The organism is Pseudopedobacter saltans DSM 12145 (assembly GCF_000190735.1).
GTDB classification, from domain to species: domain Bacteria; phylum Bacteroidota; class Bacteroidia; order Sphingobacteriales; family Sphingobacteriaceae; genus Pseudopedobacter; species Pseudopedobacter saltans.
This window is the reverse complement of record NC_015177.1, coordinates 4,291,794-4,308,157: the sequence shown is the minus strand read 5'-3', so window position 1 is coordinate 4,308,157 and position 16,364 is coordinate 4,291,794. Positions and strand designations below refer to the sequence as shown.

The 16,364-nt window shown below is 37.0% G+C and carries 12 protein-coding genes; 5 read left to right on the top strand and 7 right to left on the bottom strand.

From position 1 onward, the window contains the following. Positions 1 to 5: 5 nt before the first annotated feature. Positions 6 to 3,209, bottom strand: coding sequence for a SusC/RagA family TonB-linked outer membrane protein (locus tag PEDSA_RS18140; protein ID WP_013634625.1), 3,204 nt, complete (start codon positions 3,207 to 3,209; stop codon positions 6 to 8). 176 nt (positions 3,210 to 3,385) lie between these two features. Between PEDSA_RS18140 and PEDSA_RS18135 the strand changes: the two genes are divergently transcribed. Next, the gene (locus tag PEDSA_RS18135) at positions 3,386 to 4,249 is read left to right on the top strand and encodes an endonuclease/exonuclease/phosphatase family protein (protein ID WP_013634624.1); all 864 of its coding nucleotides are present in this window, start codon (positions 3,386 to 3,388) and stop codon (positions 4,247 to 4,249) included. 161 nt (positions 4,250 to 4,410) lie between these two features. On the opposite strand, the gene PEDSA_RS18130 is transcribed toward PEDSA_RS18135, so the two are convergent. From PEDSA_RS18130 to PEDSA_RS18105, 6 genes are all read right to left on the bottom strand, one after another. Then, the gene (locus PEDSA_RS18130; RefSeq protein WP_013634623.1) at positions 4,411 to 5,508 is read right to left on the bottom strand and encodes a formylglycine-generating enzyme family protein; all 1,098 of its coding nucleotides are present in this window, start codon (positions 5,506 to 5,508) and stop codon (positions 4,411 to 4,413) included. Next, positions 5,498 to 5,812 carry a DUF4260 family protein gene (locus PEDSA_RS18125; RefSeq protein ID WP_218916224.1) on the bottom strand — a complete coding sequence of 105 codons (315 nt, stop codon included), beginning with the start codon at positions 5,810 to 5,812 and terminating at the stop codon, positions 5,498 to 5,500. Before PEDSA_RS18125 ends, PEDSA_RS18130 begins: the two co-directional genes overlap by 11 nt. A 51-nt stretch (positions 5,813 to 5,863) precedes the next feature. Then, complete coding sequence (locus PEDSA_RS18120) at positions 5,864 to 6,883, bottom strand: asparaginase (RefSeq protein WP_013634621.1); 1,020 nt, start codon at positions 6,881 to 6,883, stop codon at positions 5,864 to 5,866. 45 nt (positions 6,884 to 6,928) lie between these two features. Beyond that, positions 6,929 to 7,696 carry a TatD family hydrolase gene (locus tag PEDSA_RS18115; protein WP_013634620.1) on the bottom strand — a complete coding sequence of 256 codons (768 nt, stop codon included), beginning with the start codon at positions 7,694 to 7,696 and terminating at the stop codon, positions 6,929 to 6,931. A 188-nt stretch (positions 7,697 to 7,884) separates the two neighbouring features. Then, the gene (locus PEDSA_RS18110) at positions 7,885 to 8,868 is read right to left on the bottom strand and encodes an FKBP-type peptidyl-prolyl cis-trans isomerase (RefSeq protein WP_013634619.1); all 984 of its coding nucleotides are present in this window, start codon (positions 8,866 to 8,868) and stop codon (positions 7,885 to 7,887) included. A gap of 90 nt (positions 8,869 to 8,958) precedes the next feature. Next, positions 8,959 to 9,969 (bottom strand): DHH family phosphoesterase, encoded by a 1,011-nt coding sequence (locus PEDSA_RS18105; protein WP_041537152.1) that lies wholly within the window; start codon positions 9,967 to 9,969, stop codon positions 8,959 to 8,961. A gap of 102 nt (positions 9,970 to 10,071) precedes the next feature. Between PEDSA_RS18105 and PEDSA_RS18100 the strand changes: the two genes are divergently transcribed. The 4 genes from PEDSA_RS18100 to PEDSA_RS18085 all read left to right on the top strand — a co-directional run bounded on the left by PEDSA_RS18100 (position 10,072) and on the right by PEDSA_RS18085 (position 16,278). Then, entirely contained in the window at positions 10,072 to 10,491 is a 420-nt protein-coding gene (locus PEDSA_RS18100; protein ID WP_013634617.1) for a nucleoside-diphosphate kinase, read from the top strand. A 177-nt stretch (positions 10,492 to 10,668) separates the two neighbouring features. Continuing rightward, on the top strand, positions 10,669 to 12,396 hold the full coding sequence (locus PEDSA_RS18095; RefSeq protein WP_013634616.1) for a ubiquinone-dependent pyruvate dehydrogenase: 1,728 nt from the start codon (positions 10,669 to 10,671) through the stop codon (positions 12,394 to 12,396). A 225-nt stretch (positions 12,397 to 12,621) separates the two neighbouring features. After that, a complete protein-coding gene (locus tag PEDSA_RS18090) occupies positions 12,622 to 14,208 on the top strand; it encodes a peptide chain release factor 3 (RefSeq protein WP_013634615.1) in 1,587 nt (528 codons plus the stop codon). Positions 14,209 to 14,457: 249 nt separating this feature from the next. Next, on the top strand, positions 14,458 to 16,278 hold the full coding sequence (locus PEDSA_RS18085) for a hypothetical protein (RefSeq protein WP_041537151.1): 1,821 nt from the start codon (positions 14,458 to 14,460) through the stop codon (positions 16,276 to 16,278). The last annotated feature ends 86 nt before the right edge of the window (positions 16,279 to 16,364 follow it).

Below are 16,364 nucleotides of genomic sequence, written 5' to 3'. Positions count from 1 at the left end.
TTCATTTAAAACGTTGCTTTTAAACCAAAAGAGTACAATTTCGCTTGTGGATAAATTGCTCCTCTGCTATTAGCCGCTGATCTTTCAGGATCAATACCATCAAAGAATTTTGTGAAGGTCACCAGATTATCTCCTGATAGATATGCTCTTAATTTGGTTATACCTACTTTCTTGGTCAATTCTGGAGCGAAACTGTAACCGAGCTGTATATTTTTTAATCTTAAATAAGATGCATCTTGCAACCACCAATCAGAAACTTGCGTATTCGGCGTATAATTTTCATTAAAGATGTGAGGGATAGTATTGCTAGTTCCTTCTCCATCCCAGGCTCCTCTCCAATACGTAGAAGGCACACTGCCCTGTCTAAATGGAGCAATACCCCATTCTTTGATGTAGATTTTCTTACCTTCAATACCTTGTAAAAAGGCGCTCAGATCGAAACGCTTATATTCAGCTGAGAAAGTAAATCCGTAATTAAATTTAGGGAAAGCTCCTCCAACTACTGCCCTATCGTATTCATTAATAATCCCATCTGGTGTCCCATTTGGACCACTGATATCCTTATATTTCATATCTCCCGGTTTAGGTACCCAGTTTGGCGTTTTTGGTGAATTTGCGATATCGTCACTATTCTGGTAAATACCGTCAAACATGTACATATAGTATGAATTGTAAGGAAGCCCCTCTTCTGTCAATAAACCTGAACCCGAGTTTACTTGACGTGTTCCAAATTTAACTACGGTATTCTTATAGGTCTCAAAATTCATTGAGACAGAATATTTAAATTCTCTGCTTCTATCTTGATATCCTAATAAGAATTCAAGACCCGTATTTTTCATTTCACCATCATTCACCGTTGGCCCATTTAAACCTATATAGCTAGGAACTTGTAAAGACCTTAAAATATCTGTTGCATATTTTCTATACCAATCTATAGTTCCAAATAGCTTATTTCCTAACAAATCAAAATCCACACCTATATCCGTTATAGTTGTCGTTTCCCATTTGATATTTTCATTATTTAAATCACCAACTCTTAAACCCTGCTGCAATACGCCATCTATATAATAGTTGCCAGGGGTAAATACTGCCTGGTATGGATAAGGCTGGCTCTCAAGAGTTATCGTCCTATTTACATTTTGATTTCCCAGTTGTCCCCATGATCCTCTCAATTTCAAATTGTTAACCCATTCTACATCTTTAAGAAAATCTTCCTGATTCACCCTCCACCCTACAGAAGCTGAAGGGAAAAATCCCCATTTATTTTTTCCAATAAACCTTGATGAACCATCGTAACGGAAATTGGCTTCCAAAAGATATTTCTCTTTATAATTGTAGTTTAACCTTCCGAATACTGACTGTAAAGCCCATTCCCAAGCGTAACCTGTGACCGTTTGTCCCGTTGGAGAATAACCTGCTAATTCCTTTAAGTCCGAAACAGGCGCATTTCTTTTGAAACCTTGCATACGATTGTATTTAAAGTTTTCCTGATTCGCTCCCAACATGATATCGAAATTATGTGTTTCTGCAAAGGTCTTTTGATATTTCAATGTTCCATACAAGGTATATTGAATATCTCTTTCGTCTCTAATAGTCATATTATTTTCCCCTACAGTACCATTTATCTGCCCATTACGTGGAAAGTCATTTACGGTTGGATTTGGATCAAAAATGTACAAATAAGTAGGTACGCCAATAACATGCACACCGGTTTGACCATTATTGAACTTCACTCCTCCTCTTACCTCACCTATCAAATCAGGTAAAATATCTACTTTCAGGTTAGCGGAAGCTAGTGCATAATACTGCTGTAAATCTCTTCCGCCATTATTTGCTATGGCTACTGGATTTTTATTCCCTCCTTCCTTTAAAAAAGCTTTACTTGTGAAACGTCCGCTTCCATCTGGTAAAGTAGGTTTAAATGTAGGATGCGCTGCTAAAGCACTTAAAATTTGGTCTTCAGTAGGATTTCCATCAAAGTTCCCATTCAATGCAGACTCATGTCTTGCTCCCTGAGAAAAAGCGATATTTGTCCCAAAGGTAACCTTATTAGACAGATTGCTATTTAAATTGAATTGAGCGTCATACTTTTTATAATTTGTATTGATCAAAATACCATCCTGATTAAGATAACCTAAACCAAAATTATAAGTTGTTTTTTCCTGTCCCCCATTAACACTCAAATAGTGTTGTTGCATGGGTGCTGTTCTAAAAACGGCATCCATCCAATTATAGCTGGGATATAATTCAGGATCTCCATTTCTATATAAATCTATTTCTGCCTGAGTGTACTTCTGATCTACATTTAAACCCGTATGATCAATTGCCTTGTTCAACAGCTCCATATATTCAGGAGAATAGGTAATTCCTTTATAAATTGAAGTCGCTTTTTGATTACTTAAATTCAAAGTATAGTCTACATTTAACCTGCCAGCCCTACCATTTTTAGTCGTTACTAAGATAACCCCAGCTGCTGCTCTGGAACCATAAATAGAGGCAGAGGCTGCATCCTTCAATACCGAAATACTTTCAATCATGTTTGGATTCACACTGTTTAGTGAACCTTCAACTCCATCTATCAAAATCAGGGGGTCATTTCCAACTCCAGAAAATGTTCCCTGTCCTCTGATTTGGATATTTGCTTTTTCTGCCCCTGGCTGCCCGGTATTCTGAACAACCTGCACTCCGGACATTCTACCTTGCAATAAAGATGTCGTATTTGGAGATTGTCTTGTGATTAACTCTTCACCACCTACCACACTAACCGCCCCCGTCAAATTCACTTTCTTCTGTGTGCCGTACCCTACAACTACTACTTCATTTAAATTTTTCGATTCAACAGCCAATTGCACCTTAATACTTGTCCGATTATTAATATCCAAAGTTTGAGGCACATAACCTATGTAACTAACTGTTAGCTTACCGTTAGCCAGGGCTTTTATTGTAAAGTTTCCATTTACATCAGTAATCGATGTATTACCGGTCCCCTCTGCCTTCACAAACACTCCAGCTAATGGACCTTGATCATCAAAAACATTTCCGGTAATTGTGATCTCCCGCTGTTGAAGCTTAGTCTCTATCCGAGCGCTTTCTTCTATACGCAGTGATTTTTTTGCCAAATAGGGATTTCCATTAGCCGTTAAAACTCCTGTAAAAACAAACAAAGGTAATTTAAGGGCCAATGAAAAAGGTTTCAACTTGTTTTTCATTGCAAATAATTTTAAATAGTGTCTATAATTTTTTTGTTGTATCGCAACAATGCAAGTACTTGTTTTTTTACAAGAGATTAGTTTATCTAATAAGCCAAATACTCAACTATTTTGGCTTAACATACAGAAATTCAGCTATTATTTTTTTAATTTGGCTGTAATAAACAGTCTTCGTGATGAGTAAATTTTATCGAAATATTCTAACCCTAACTCTATTTTCATTTTCTGCGTTGGCAGTTCAGGCACAACTTGTGGTGGGTTCATACAATTTAAGATTAGACATCCCTAAAGTTGATGTTGGCAACGAATGGTCCAACAGAGTCTCAATGATAAGTGATATCATAAAATTTTATGAATTCGATATTTTGGGAACGCAAGAAGGATTTGCTCATCAACTGGAAGATTTGAAAAAAGTATTGCCAAACTATGGTGAATACGGAGTTGGAAGAGACGACGGTAAAAATACTGGTGAACAATCCGCAATATTTTATAGAAAAGACAAATTTGATTTATTGGATAGCGGGAGCTTTTGGCTTTCGGAAACACCAGAAAAACCTAGTTTTGGTTGGGATGCGCAGAAATACAGAAGAGTCTGTTCCTGGATTTTACTGAAAGACAAAAAGACTAAGAAAAAACTCTATTGCTATAACGCTCATTATGATCATCAGGCAAATATTGCAAGAAAAGAAAGCAGTAAACTTATTCTGGAAAAGATTAAAAATATGCGTAAAGGAACTCCTGTTATTTTAACCGGAGATTTCAATGGAAACCCAAGTACAGAATGGTATAAAGAAATAGCACAATCAAATGTTTTATTTGATACCTATAGTCAAACTCCTATTAAATTGGAAGGTAATCCTACGTATCAGGAATATGGAAATGCTGAGCTTTTAAAAGGAAATGATGTTATAGATCATATTTTCACAACAAAAGATTTCAAAGTGAAAAAGTGGGGGATTTTATCAAATACCTTCCATGGAAAATATCCTTCAGACCATTTCCCTGTTATTACTTTTCTGGAGTGGAATTCTAAAAAATGATTGTTCTCAACATCTTCTGAAAAGGACGAATGCAAGACATTCAGTCACAAAACGTCGTCAGGAAAGCTATTAGTTTTACGAAAGATAAACCAGGCATTAGTAAGCCGTTCACATCCGCTAATGCTTTTCTTTTAACCCTCTACTTTAAACTTTCAACTTCTTTATCGCTTCACACACCTGAATCCCATATTACTGGTTCCCGAATCCGGAGATGTTTTCATTCTTCTTGCTACACGATAACCCGAACAATAGCTATCATTACACATAAAAGATCCACCTCTCGAAACTCTTTTTGCAATATAAGGCTCATCAGGATCGTGGCTGTCTGATGGTCCCTTTGGATTATTTATACCATTTGCCTGAGTAGATGTTTGGTAATAATCATTCCGATACCAATCTGAACACCATTCCCAAACGTTACCAGCCATATCATATAGTCCATATCCATTAGGAGCATATGATTTCACAGGGGCTAAACCTGCAAACCCGTCTTTTGCCGTATTTATATTGGGAAAATGTCCTTCCCATGAATTGGCTTTTGCCTTTCCTTTACTGATATGTTCATTCCCCCAAGGGTAAATATTATTGATTAATCCACCTCTGGCTGCAAATTCCCATTCTGCTTCTGTAGGCAAATCTTTGCCTGCCCATTTACAATAAGCCATCGCATCATCCCAACTTACCTGGACAACGGGATAATTCTCTTTGCCCTTTATATCGCTATCTGGGCCATCCGGGTGTTTCCAGTTAGCACCAGGAACCCACTCCCACCATTGTGCGTAGTTATTTAAGTCAACAGCCTGATTTGGTGGAGTAAACACTAAAGAAGCGGGCACCAATTTACTGTCATCCGGTTTTGGTGTACCTGGAGGAAGCTGCTTTTTGATTTCTTCCCAATCCGGCTTTCTTTCCGCTGTAGTTATGTAGCCTGTAGCTTCAACAAATGCCGCAAATTGAGCATTTGTAACCTCATGCTCATCCATCCAAAAGGGAGAAACAGTAACTTTATGTTTTGGATATTCATCTTCACTGGCCTGATCGTTATCCGCCCCCATCATATAAGTTCCACCTGAGATATAAACCATTCCTGTTTTGGAAGTATCTCCATTAAATTTTATACCAACTTCTGCATTTGTAGCAGTCGAATCACTTTCTGCCGCCGTATTTTTTGCTGTGCGATTACAAGCCGCCAGCACAAAGGTTCCAGTGATACTATAAAAAAATATCTTCAGAAGTTGATTTTGTATTTTATTTTTCACGCCCTATCTCTCCTAAATGAGTGTATTTAAATCCTTTATTATATTTAAGTCCGTAACCGAATAATCTGTCCATTGCGCTATGTCCCAACATGACAACGCCTGCCATTGTAATTTTCGGATCTATCGCCACGTATCCTAAGGCTATTAAAAACAGTGCAATTCCCTGATGATGAAAAAAATTGTAGATCAATGCTCCCGTCTTATTTCCGAAAATGTATCCTAGCATACTTAAATCGGGCAATAAAAGCAGGGCAAAGAACAACCACCATTGATAACCTATATATAGCGTTAACAAAAACGCCATGATAAAAATTGCTAGCTGTTCCAATTTTAGAAGAACCTTCATATATCTTGATTAATGCTTAGTAAGCTCACCTCTAATTGAGGTCGACAACCTTCTCAACAATCTGTCTTTTGGATATTTTCTTCCCAGCAAATACATCAATTTGGTAACCGCAGCCTCAAAAGTCATGTCGTAACCGTTCACGACGCCCATCCGCAACAGCTCGCTGCTAGTTTCATATCTACCCAATTCAACCGACCCAACTTTACATTGGGAAATATCCAGAATAATCTTACCTCTTTTTATTGCTGATTCTAACTTATCCAAAAACCACTTTGCTGTTGTTGTGTTCCCGGTACCAAAACTTTCCATAATAATCGCCTCAGCATCTGAATTTAAAACAACATCAACAATTTCCGGGCTTATTCCCGGATAGAGTTTCAAAACACCAATATTATTGTTAACGTTAGAATGTACTTTCAATATACAATTTTCACATTTTCCAATAGCGGCATCATTATATTTAATATGCACACCTGCCTCTACCAGAACCGGATAGTTTGGAGATCGGAATGCCTCGAACTTAGCTGAATTATATTTGAATGTACGATTTCCTCTATACAGCTTATTTTCGAAATAGATACAAACTTCGGGCACACGAGCCCGGCCATCAAGCTTAGCCGATGCAATTTCTAAAGCTGTAATAAAATTTTCTTTTGCATCTGTCCTTACTTCAGATATTGGCAATTGCGAACCTGTGAAGATTACCGGCTTGGTTAATCCTTCTAACATGAAACTCAATGCAGATGCGGTAAAAGCCATCGTATCGGAGCCATGCAGAATTAAGAATCCATCATGATCTTCGTAATTATCCTCTATTAACTTAGCCAGATATGCCCAAATATCAGGAGTCATATTAGAAGAATCTATAATCGGATCAAAAGAATGAATAGTTAATTTGCAATTCATCCGTTTCAATTCGGGAACATTTTCTTCTATCTGTTCGAAGGTAAACGGCTTTAAAGCACCCGTTTCTGGATCGGTAATCATACCAATCGTTCCACCTGTATAAATTACAAAAATTTTTGTCATGTAATACTTTAAAGCTGGTCTGTTACAAATTAATGCAAAAAGACATCACACCCCAAATATTTTAACGGAATTTGCGGTGGTTACTTCTGCAATGTGTTCTATTGTCGTTTCGTATATTTCGGCTACCTTGTCTGCAACATATATCAGGTACGAACTTTCATTTTTCTTACCTCTATACGGTACAGGGGCTAAATATGGTGCATCCGTTTCCAGTACTAAATGTTCCAGAGCTACTGATTTGAGTACTTGGTCGAGACCTGCTTTTTTATAAGTTACCACACCTCCTATTCCCAAATAAAAATTCAAATCTATTGCTCTTTGTGCTTGCTCCCCGTTTCCGGTAAAACAGTGAAAAATGCCTCGAAGTTTTTCATCCTTTTCTTCTTCTAGCACTTCAAAAACTTCATCAAAGGCTTCTCTGCAATGTATTACAATAGGTAACTCCAAAGATTTCGCCCAATTAATCTGCTCTTTGAAAGCAATACGCTGAATATCTAAAGTTGATTTGTCCCAATAAAGATCAATACCTATTTCTCCAATCGCGTAAATTTTCCTATCAGCAATAGCTGAATAGATTTTAGCAAGCTCCCCTTTATAGCTTTCTTTTACATCGCAGGGGTGTAATCCTAACATAGGGAAACACATACCCGGATACGCTGCACAAATATTATCTATTAATGGAATCGAATCTGTATTGACATTCGGCAAAAACAATCTGGTAATATGATTATTTATACATCTCTGGATCACAGAATCTCTGCTTTCCAAGTCTTCTTCGTAATATATATGAGTGTGGGTGTCCGTTAATATCATTTTATTTCAGAACTTGATATATGCACCAAAGGTATCCATTCCGCAAGATACTTTGATATTTTTAAGGAAGAAGAAACCTCAAAAAGAGGTTAAAAGTAAGAACTAATTGCATTCACCTCTTCTAAAAACTAACCAACTGGATAAAACAAAAAAACCTTTCGAAAAGAAAGGTTTTTTTGTTTTATTTTTTAGTGATTGTGTCCCGCATGTGGATCTGCAGGCGCGGCTGCAGCTGGTGCCGGAGCAGCAGCTCCTTTGCCCGGGATTACATCTACCAATTCTATTTCAAATACAAGTGGTGTATATGGGCCTATCATTCCTCCCTGCATTCCATGCTCGCCATAAGCTAATTTAGAAGGGATAATAAAAATAGATTTGCCACCTTTTTTCATCGTAAGTACACCTTCATCAAATCCTGGAATTACATTTCCTTGCCCGATAGCTAAATCTAGTGTGCTATAAGGTTCTCTTCCTGGATTGTAAATACCACTTTTCTTAGCTGTTTCTGCTACGCTTGTATCAAATACTTTTCCTGAAGTTAATTTACCTGTATAGTGAACTTTAACGGTATCGCCAACTTTAGGTTGAATTCCAGTTCCTTCTTTTTCTGTCACGATTTGTAATCCGGAAGGAAGTTTTTTCGCTTCTAACTTATTAGAAGAGATATATTTTTCAATTTTTGGATCTTCTGACTTTTGTAATTTTTCGCCTTCTGTTTTAAAGAACTCCTGAATTTTTTGCTCGAAAGCCTGCTCGTTCGAAGTATCTTTCTTAATAATGTCTTCTACCTTTAAAGTATAGATAATGTATTTTCCTTTAATACCTTGTGGTCTTGGCTGGCCTTTTTTCTCTGCAGAATCAATATCAATTTTAATTGTAGCGCTATCTCCTTTAGAAAGCTTCATGATCGCATAAAAAAGATCTCCGTCATACATTGGCTTTGGCACAAATGTCTGCGAAGCTCTGCCCATTTCATAAGAATTATATAAAACAGAGTCTGCGTCTGTTTTAGCTATAATGTTTAAGCTGATGAAGTCTCCTTCTTTGATAGAATCTCCGGCAGCGTGTGTATGAATCTTATATTCCAAACCTGCAGGCCCTTTTTCAAAACCTCCTTGACAAGCTGCAAATCCTAATGCAGCCATACTCATAATTAATAATCCTTTTTTCATTAAAATTCTAATGTGCTATTTTATTTCTTATTCTAAATAAAGGTAAACTTTTAATCCTTTATACAAATTAACTTTTTTTAACTTTCTGTTTTACTGTAATAATAAGGTTTTATATTCCGGCAATATACTTTTAAATTTCTCAACTACTTCTATTAAAGGTAAATCAGATTGCCCCCCCGCTGCATTTCTATGCCCTCCACCGTCAAAATACCTTTTACAAATTTCGTTGGCGGGGAAATCTCCTGTAGATCTTAATGATAATTTCACTTTGTCATCTCTTTCCACTATAAAGGCGGCTAATCTGATTCCGTTTATTGATAAAGCATAATTTACTATTCCTTCAGTTTCACCAACCTGAATATTAAATTTCCTGATTTCTTCTTTAGAAATGTAAATTATTGCGGTATTGAATTCCCTGAGCACTTCCAGTTTACTGCTTAAACAATAGCCCAAAAATTTAAGTCTACCTTCTGTCGAATTATCATAAACCAACTGGTGGATTCTCCAGTTTTCGGCTCCGGCGTCAATTAAATTGGCTACAATCCGATGTAAATCTGATGTAACTGTAGGAAAACGAAAAGATCCCGAATCCGTCATAATTCCTGTATAAAGGCAGGTTGCTACATCTTTATTGATAAATTTTCCGTCTTTAAGATCATTTACAATAAAGTCATATACCAACTGTGCGGTAGCACAGGCACTGATACTCCAGTGTCTAAAATCATCAAATCCTTCAGGTTCCAGATGATGATCGATCATGACTTTCTTAGCCGCAGATTTTCTAACCTCTTCGCCTAATTCATTTATCCTGGAAAGTGTATTAAAGTCCAGACAGAAAATCAATTCGGCGTCTGCAACCAGCTTTTTACTTTCTTCTTCTTTCTCGGTATAAATAATTACTTCTGGATTATTTGGCAACCAATGCAAAAAATACGGGTAGTCGGTTGGTGCAACTACTTTCACATAATGTCCTTTTTGAATAAAATAGTTGAACAACCCTAAAGAAGACCCCATTGCGTCGCCATCAGGACGGTGATGCGTAGTAATTACAATTCTCCTTGGTTCTGCTAATAAATCCTTAAGCGTTTCTAAATCAGTCATCAATTGTAAAATTCCTGCGAAGTTACACAATAGATTGCAATATTAAGTGCAATACTTCAGGATGTAATTTTAAAAACTTATTTTTGCATCACAAATAAAATTATGGCTACTAATAGAACTTTTACAATGATTAAACCTGATGCTGTCTCTAACGGACACATTGGGGCTATTTTAAATGATATTATCGCTGCAGGATTTAAAATTATTGCAATGAAATATACCAGCTTGACAGCTGAAACAGCGGGTCAGTTTTATGCCGTTCACGCTGAACGCCCATTTTACGGAGAATTAGTAAGCTTCATGTCTTCGGGCCCTATTGTAGCTGCTATTTTAGAAAAAGACAATGCGGTTGAAGACTTCAGAAAATTAATTGGTGCTACTGATCCCAGCAAAGCTGAGCCAGGAACTATACGTAACAAATACGCTAAATCGATTGATGCTAACGCTGTTCATGGTTCTGATTCGGACGAAAATGCTGAAATTGAAGGACGTTTCTTCTTCAATGCTTTCGAAAGACACTAGACCCATATTTAAAATATAAAAGAACTTTATTTAAGTTTTGATGAAATGGCCTCGCTTATATGGTGAGGCTGTTTTTTTAAGCTATTTTGTCTTCTGCCTTTTCAACTACCTCCCTTTGTTGAAACAAAACTTAAGACCTTATTGTTGAAACATTTAACCCTTATAAAAACATCAATTATGAGTAAAAATGTTTCGGAGCAGTTAGTTGAGAGGCTTATTGATGCAGGTCTTAAAAGAATCTATGCCGTTACAGGTGATAGCCTGAATCACTTAAATGAAGCTGTAAGGAAAAGTGGAAAGATTGAATGGATTCACGTAAGACATGAAGAAGTTGGGGCCTACGCTGCTGCCGCCGAGGCAGAACTGGATGGACTAGCTTGTTGTGCGGGAAGTTGCGGTCCGGGACATGTCCACTTGATTAATGGAGTATACGATGCCAACCGTTCCCATGTTCCGCTACTCGTAATTGCATCAACAATTAGCACCTACGAATTTGGCACCGATTTTTTTCAGGAAACAAATACAATTAAGCTTTTTGACGACTGCAGTGTGTACAATCAAATGATAACCACGGCTAAGCAAGCTCCCAGAATATTACAAAATGCGATACAACATGCCATCAGCAAAAAAGGTGCAGCGGTAATAGGCCTTCCGGGAGATGTATCTGAACTTCCGGCCGAAGAGAATATGACATCCAGTCAGTTTTTCTTTACCAATCCTGTTATCAGGCCAAATGACAATGAATTAAACCAATTAGCTCAGCTTATTAACGAAAACAACAAAATAACATTGTTCTGTGGTGTTGGTGCAGAAAAAGCATATCATGAAATTATTCAATTATCAAATTATTTAAATGCACCGGTTGGTTATTCCTTTCGTGGAAAGATGATTATTCAGCATGATAATCCCAATGAAATAGGAATGACCGGTTTACTGGGACTCCCTTCTGCTTATCATGCCATGCATGAATCTGATTTGGTTATTTTACTTGGAACGGACTTTCCTTATCAAGATTTTATGCCTGTCAAAAACAAGATTGTTCAGATAGACACCGCTCCTGAAAGATTAGGGAGAAGAGCAATATTGGAATTAGGCCTTTGTGGAGATGTAGCGGATACGATAAAAGCACTTATTCCGCTTTTAAATAAGAAGGAAGACAGTAGCTTTCTTGAAAGCCAGCTTAAACTTTACGCAAAAGTAAAAGAAAACTTAGAAACTTATGTAAAAGACAATGGCTCTGAAGACAATATACAGCCCGAATTTTTAGCCTCTACTATCTGTAATCATGCAGATGACGATACAATTTTCACGGTAGACACCGGCATGTCCTGTGTTTGGGGAGCCCGGTTTATCCGATCTACCGGAAGGAGAAAAATGCTGGGCTCTTTCAACCATGGATCTATGGCGAATGCAATGCCTATGGCAATTGGCGCGGCACTTTCGCACCCCGAAAGGCAGGTTATAGCACTTTGTGGAGATGGAGGTTTATCTATGTTATTGGGCGATCTGGCAACGATAAATCAATACAAGCTCCCGATAAAAATCATTATTTTTAACAACAGAGCATTGGGGATGGTTAGACTGGAAATGCAGGTTGCAGGATTAAAAGACAATGCAACAGATATGTTAAACCCTGATTTTGCAAAAGTTGGCGAAGCCATGGGAATACATAGTGAAAATATTCACAAACCAGAAGATGTAGAAGAGGCCATAAAAAGAGCCTTTGCTCATAACGGACCCTATATGTTAAATGTATTTACAAATCCTAATGCATTGGCTATGCCACCAAAAATAGAGTTAAACCAAATAGTTGGCATGACAAAATCTATGGCCAAATTGATGCTTGGCGGAAAAATGGACGAAGTTTTTGACACTATTAAATCCAACTATAAGCACTTATTTTAAAAAATCTAACACGGTGTTTCTTAGGCGGCAAAAAATGTGGAATTCGAAACATATCGTCATAACCCTCTTATTTAGAGCTCCCTTAAAACCTTATTATATCACAGATAAAGAAATTACGCATCCATAGCAAACCTTTTCTAATTCAATAGGTAACCTATTGTATACGATCTTTGATACTCCAATTAATTCCCTTATTTTTGCGCCACTAAAAAAAATCCCGATAAGATGACGTTGGAGCAAGAAATTAATAAGAGAAGAACCTTTGGTATCATCAGTCACCCCGATGCTGGAAAAACTACGCTGACAGAAAAGTTATTACTTTTTGGAGGTGCTATTCAGAAAGCGGGAACTGTTAAAAGAAACAAAGCTGAAAAAACGGCTACTTCCGATTTTATGGAAATCGAGAAACAAAGAGGAATTTCGGTTGCTACTTCTGTAATGGGATTTGAATACAACGGTGCCAAGATCAACATTCTGGACACCCCGGGTCACAAAGATTTCGCGGAAGACACTTATCGTACTTTAACAGCCGTTGATTCGGTTATTTTGGTAATCGACTGTGTGAAAGGTGTGGAGGAACAAACCAGAAAATTAATGCAGGTTTGTAGAATGCGTAACACTCCGGTTATTGTATTCATCAATAAAATGGACCGGGAGGGTAAAGATCCTTTCGATTTATTGGAAGAAGTTGAAAAGGAACTGCATATCTCAACCCGTCCTTTAAGCTGGCCTATTGGAATGGGCGATAGGTTTAAGGGTGTTTATCAATTAAACAATAAAGTTTTAAATCTTTATAGTGCAAACAAAAAGGAAATCTCTGACGATAACATTCTGATTAATGATTTATCCGATCCTCAATTGGATCAGTTGATTGGTGAGGTTCCGGCAAATAAATTACGCGAAGAATCCGAACTGGTTGAAGGTGTTTTTGAACCGTTTGACGTTAATCTGTATCGTTCTGGATATTTAGCTCCCGTATTTTTTGGTTCAGCTATTAATAATTTTGGGGTTAAAGAGCTTTTAGAAACATTTATTCAAATTGCTCCTTTCCCTCAGGCCCGTGAATCAGATGTTAGAATGATAGAGCCGATAGAAAAGAAATTCACTGGATTTATTTTCAAAATTCACGCAAACTTAGACCCAAATCACAGAGATAGGATTGCATTCTGCAGAGTCACTTCCGGAAAGTTTGAAAGAAACACTTTCTATCTTCATACGAGATTGAATAAAAAATTAAAATTTGCTTCGCCAACAAGTTTTATGGCCGATAGTAAAAGTTTGGTTGAAGAAGCCTATCCGGGAGATGTAATTGGCTTATACGACGCGGGAAACTTTAAGATTGGAGATACTTTAACAGAAGGCGAAAAATTACAGGTCTTAGGCATTCCAAGCTTTTCTCCTGAAATCTTCAGGGAATTAGAGAATACTGATCCGATGAAAACTAAACAGCTGGAAAAAGGTATTATGCAATTAAGCGATGAAGGGGTAGCTCAGCTTTTCATCGTAAATCCGGGGAACAGAAAAGTAATTGGTACAGTAGGCGAACTACAGTTTGAAGTTATCCAATTCCGTTTATTACATGAATATGGTGCTTCTTGTCAATTCAGAGGTTTAAACTATTCCAAAGCAAGCTGGGTTTCCGCAGAAAACCCTTCGGATATGCAAAACTTTTTAAGAACTCAGGCCTCAAGAATTGGTTTCGATAAGGAAGACAGACCGGTATTCTTTTCATCTTCTGCATGGGATTTGGAATATACGGCTAAACAATATCCTGGAATTGTATTCCATGAGACATCTGAGTGGGATAGATAGTCCGCAGATTTTTAACTCATTTATAGCAGAGCTTTAACCTCGTTCAAAATATTCCTTCGTTTTGAACTTTGGGAATTATTGCTTTACTTAGATAACCATACTCAAGAATGTTATTTTAAATAGACTGAATGATTCTTTCTATTTTTAACACATTCGGGTACGTACACCATTATAGATTTTAATATACTCATGAATATTAGTACCATCATTAGGTTTATTATCTTAGGAAAATGTTTGCTATTTATAAGCATGGCAAACTTTTGTTTTGCTCAACAGAAATCATACATATTTGAAGATTTGGGACAACCTGTTAGAACCCCATTAGATATCGAATTTGTGACCACAGACGAAGTAACTGGGCCTATAGCATGGGGTGCTTTTACTGATGCTGAAAAAAATGTATTGATAGGCGTAAATATTAAAGATGGTAAATTGATTGAAGTCGATTTGGCCAAATACGGAAAAGCAAATGCTCTTTTATTATTTAAAGTCTCTGAACGTTATATTTACTTATTTACAGGTAAAGAGGGACAATTTTTAAAATACGATATCCGTTTAGGCAAGATTGAAACGATAGGTAATAAAAGTATGGCTCAATATTGGATGAAAAAGAGCTTTACTATAGCTCCGGATGGTAAAATTTATATTGGTACTTACCCTCGGGCATCTGTTGCTATACTTAATCCAAACACAGAAGAGGTAAAAATAATTGATAGAGTTTCTGAAAACAGCGGAAGTGAATACGTCATTAATCCTGCATCGGATAAAGACGGAATTATATACTTTCCTACAGGGATGCAACACGGAGAGCTTTGGTCATATAACCCTAAGACCGATACAAAAAAGCAGCTTCTACCAAAAAAATTAATGACCTATGGAGCTGCCCAAATTTGGCGAGCAAATGACGGCAAAGTTTATGGTAAAAAAGGTAATACCGTTTTTTTATGCACAGAAGATAAGATAGAGGAAGGAAAGACACGCAACACATCTGTTGAAACTCTTGATAATTTATACGGAGACGTTCGGGCTTTATACTTAAACAAAGAAGGAAACCTTGTTCTCGAGAATCAGAAAACCAAGGAACAGCTAATAGTAAAAAGCAGTTTTAAACCCAGTGCACATGAAGTATTTAGCATTGGAGATATCTATAATGGTAAACTATACGGAAGCGGAATGAAACCAGGCCATATCTTCACATATGATATTAATAACGGTAAAATGAATGACCTGGGCCTTCTAACTCGAGGCAGGGTACAAACTTATGATCTCTTAGCTTACAACAAGCGATTATTCACAAGCAGTTATACCGGAGGATATATAGATGTTTTTGATATAGATACAGATGGTACTCCGATAAATCAAAAAGCTGTCGCTAGTTTACACAACATCGCGAAACAGGAAAGACCATTACAATTAGTGCCTGCACCTGATGGCTATATATACAGTCCTACTATTCCAATTAAGGGATTTCTAGGCGGAACTTTAGTACGGATAAATCCGAAATCACTAGAGACCAAAGTTTTTCAAAATATAGTTCACAATCAAAGTTTGATGTCTATAACTGTAGTAAAAGAGACTGGCGAACTTTTTCTAACATCGTCTATTCAAGGAGGATCTAGTGCGAAACCAACAGAAAAGGAGGCAGCTATTATTTTATGGGATCCTATTCGACAGCAAGTTATTTATACTGAACAACCTGTAAAAGGAGCCAGTTCCTACGGGAAAGCGGTACTTGGCAATAATGGAATGATATATGGATCGGCAATTGACACAATATATGTTTTTGATCCCATACATAAAAAAACAATCACTAAAACTTCAGTAGAAAACTCGTCGGGTAAAAGAGCGAGGATTGTATTAAGTGAAAGTTTGGGAAAAGACGGTCTCATATATGGTATAGATAGTCAAAATGGGCAACTGTTTTGTCTGAATCCGTCCGACAACAAGGCAATTATCTTGGCCAAAAACAATTCTCTAATAAGTTCTCGTTTTGCTGAAGTTAAAGAAGACGGATATTTGTATTACCAAAATCACTCGAAACTAATGAGGGTAAAAGTATTTACTCCTTAACTTACAAATATTAAAACTATATTAAAGCATTTGAATACCTTCCGGGTACCAGTGCGTAAAATTCCCATCGAATAAATCGAATAAAT

Excerpts from the sequence above, each read along its gene's own strand:
- PEDSA_RS18125 (WP_218916224.1), bottom strand. The coding sequence starts at position 5,812 with ATGGCGTTTTTGTTAACGCTATATATAGGTTATCAATGGTGGTTGTTC.
- PEDSA_RS18090 (WP_013634615.1), top strand. The coding sequence starts at position 12,622 with ATGACGTTGGAGCAAGAAATTAATAAGAGAAGAACCTTTGGTATCATC.
- PEDSA_RS18100 (WP_013634617.1), top strand. The coding sequence starts at position 10,072 with ATGGCTACTAATAGAACTTTTACAATGATTAAACCTGATGCTGTCTCT.
- PEDSA_RS18140 (WP_013634625.1), bottom strand. The coding sequence starts at position 3,209 with ATGAAAAACAAGTTGAAACCTTTTTCATTGGCCCTTAAATTACCTTTG.
- PEDSA_RS18085 (WP_041537151.1), top strand. The coding sequence starts at position 14,458 with ATGGCAAACTTTTGTTTTGCTCAACAGAAATCATACATATTTGAAGAT.
- PEDSA_RS18115 (WP_013634620.1), bottom strand. The coding sequence starts at position 7,696 with ATGATATTAACGGACACCCACACTCATATATATTACGAAGAAGACTTG.
- PEDSA_RS18105 (WP_041537152.1), bottom strand. The coding sequence starts at position 9,969 with ATGACTGATTTAGAAACGCTTAAGGATTTATTAGCAGAACCAAGGAGA.
- PEDSA_RS18135 (WP_013634624.1), top strand. The coding sequence starts at position 3,386 with ATGAGTAAATTTTATCGAAATATTCTAACCCTAACTCTATTTTCATTT.
- PEDSA_RS18120 (WP_013634621.1), bottom strand. The coding sequence starts at position 6,883 with ATGACAAAAATTTTTGTAATTTATACAGGTGGAACGATTGGTATGATT.
- PEDSA_RS18095 (WP_013634616.1), top strand. The coding sequence starts at position 10,669 with ATGAGTAAAAATGTTTCGGAGCAGTTAGTTGAGAGGCTTATTGATGCA.
- PEDSA_RS18110 (WP_013634619.1), bottom strand. The coding sequence starts at position 8,868 with ATGAAAAAAGGATTATTAATTATGAGTATGGCTGCATTAGGATTTGCA.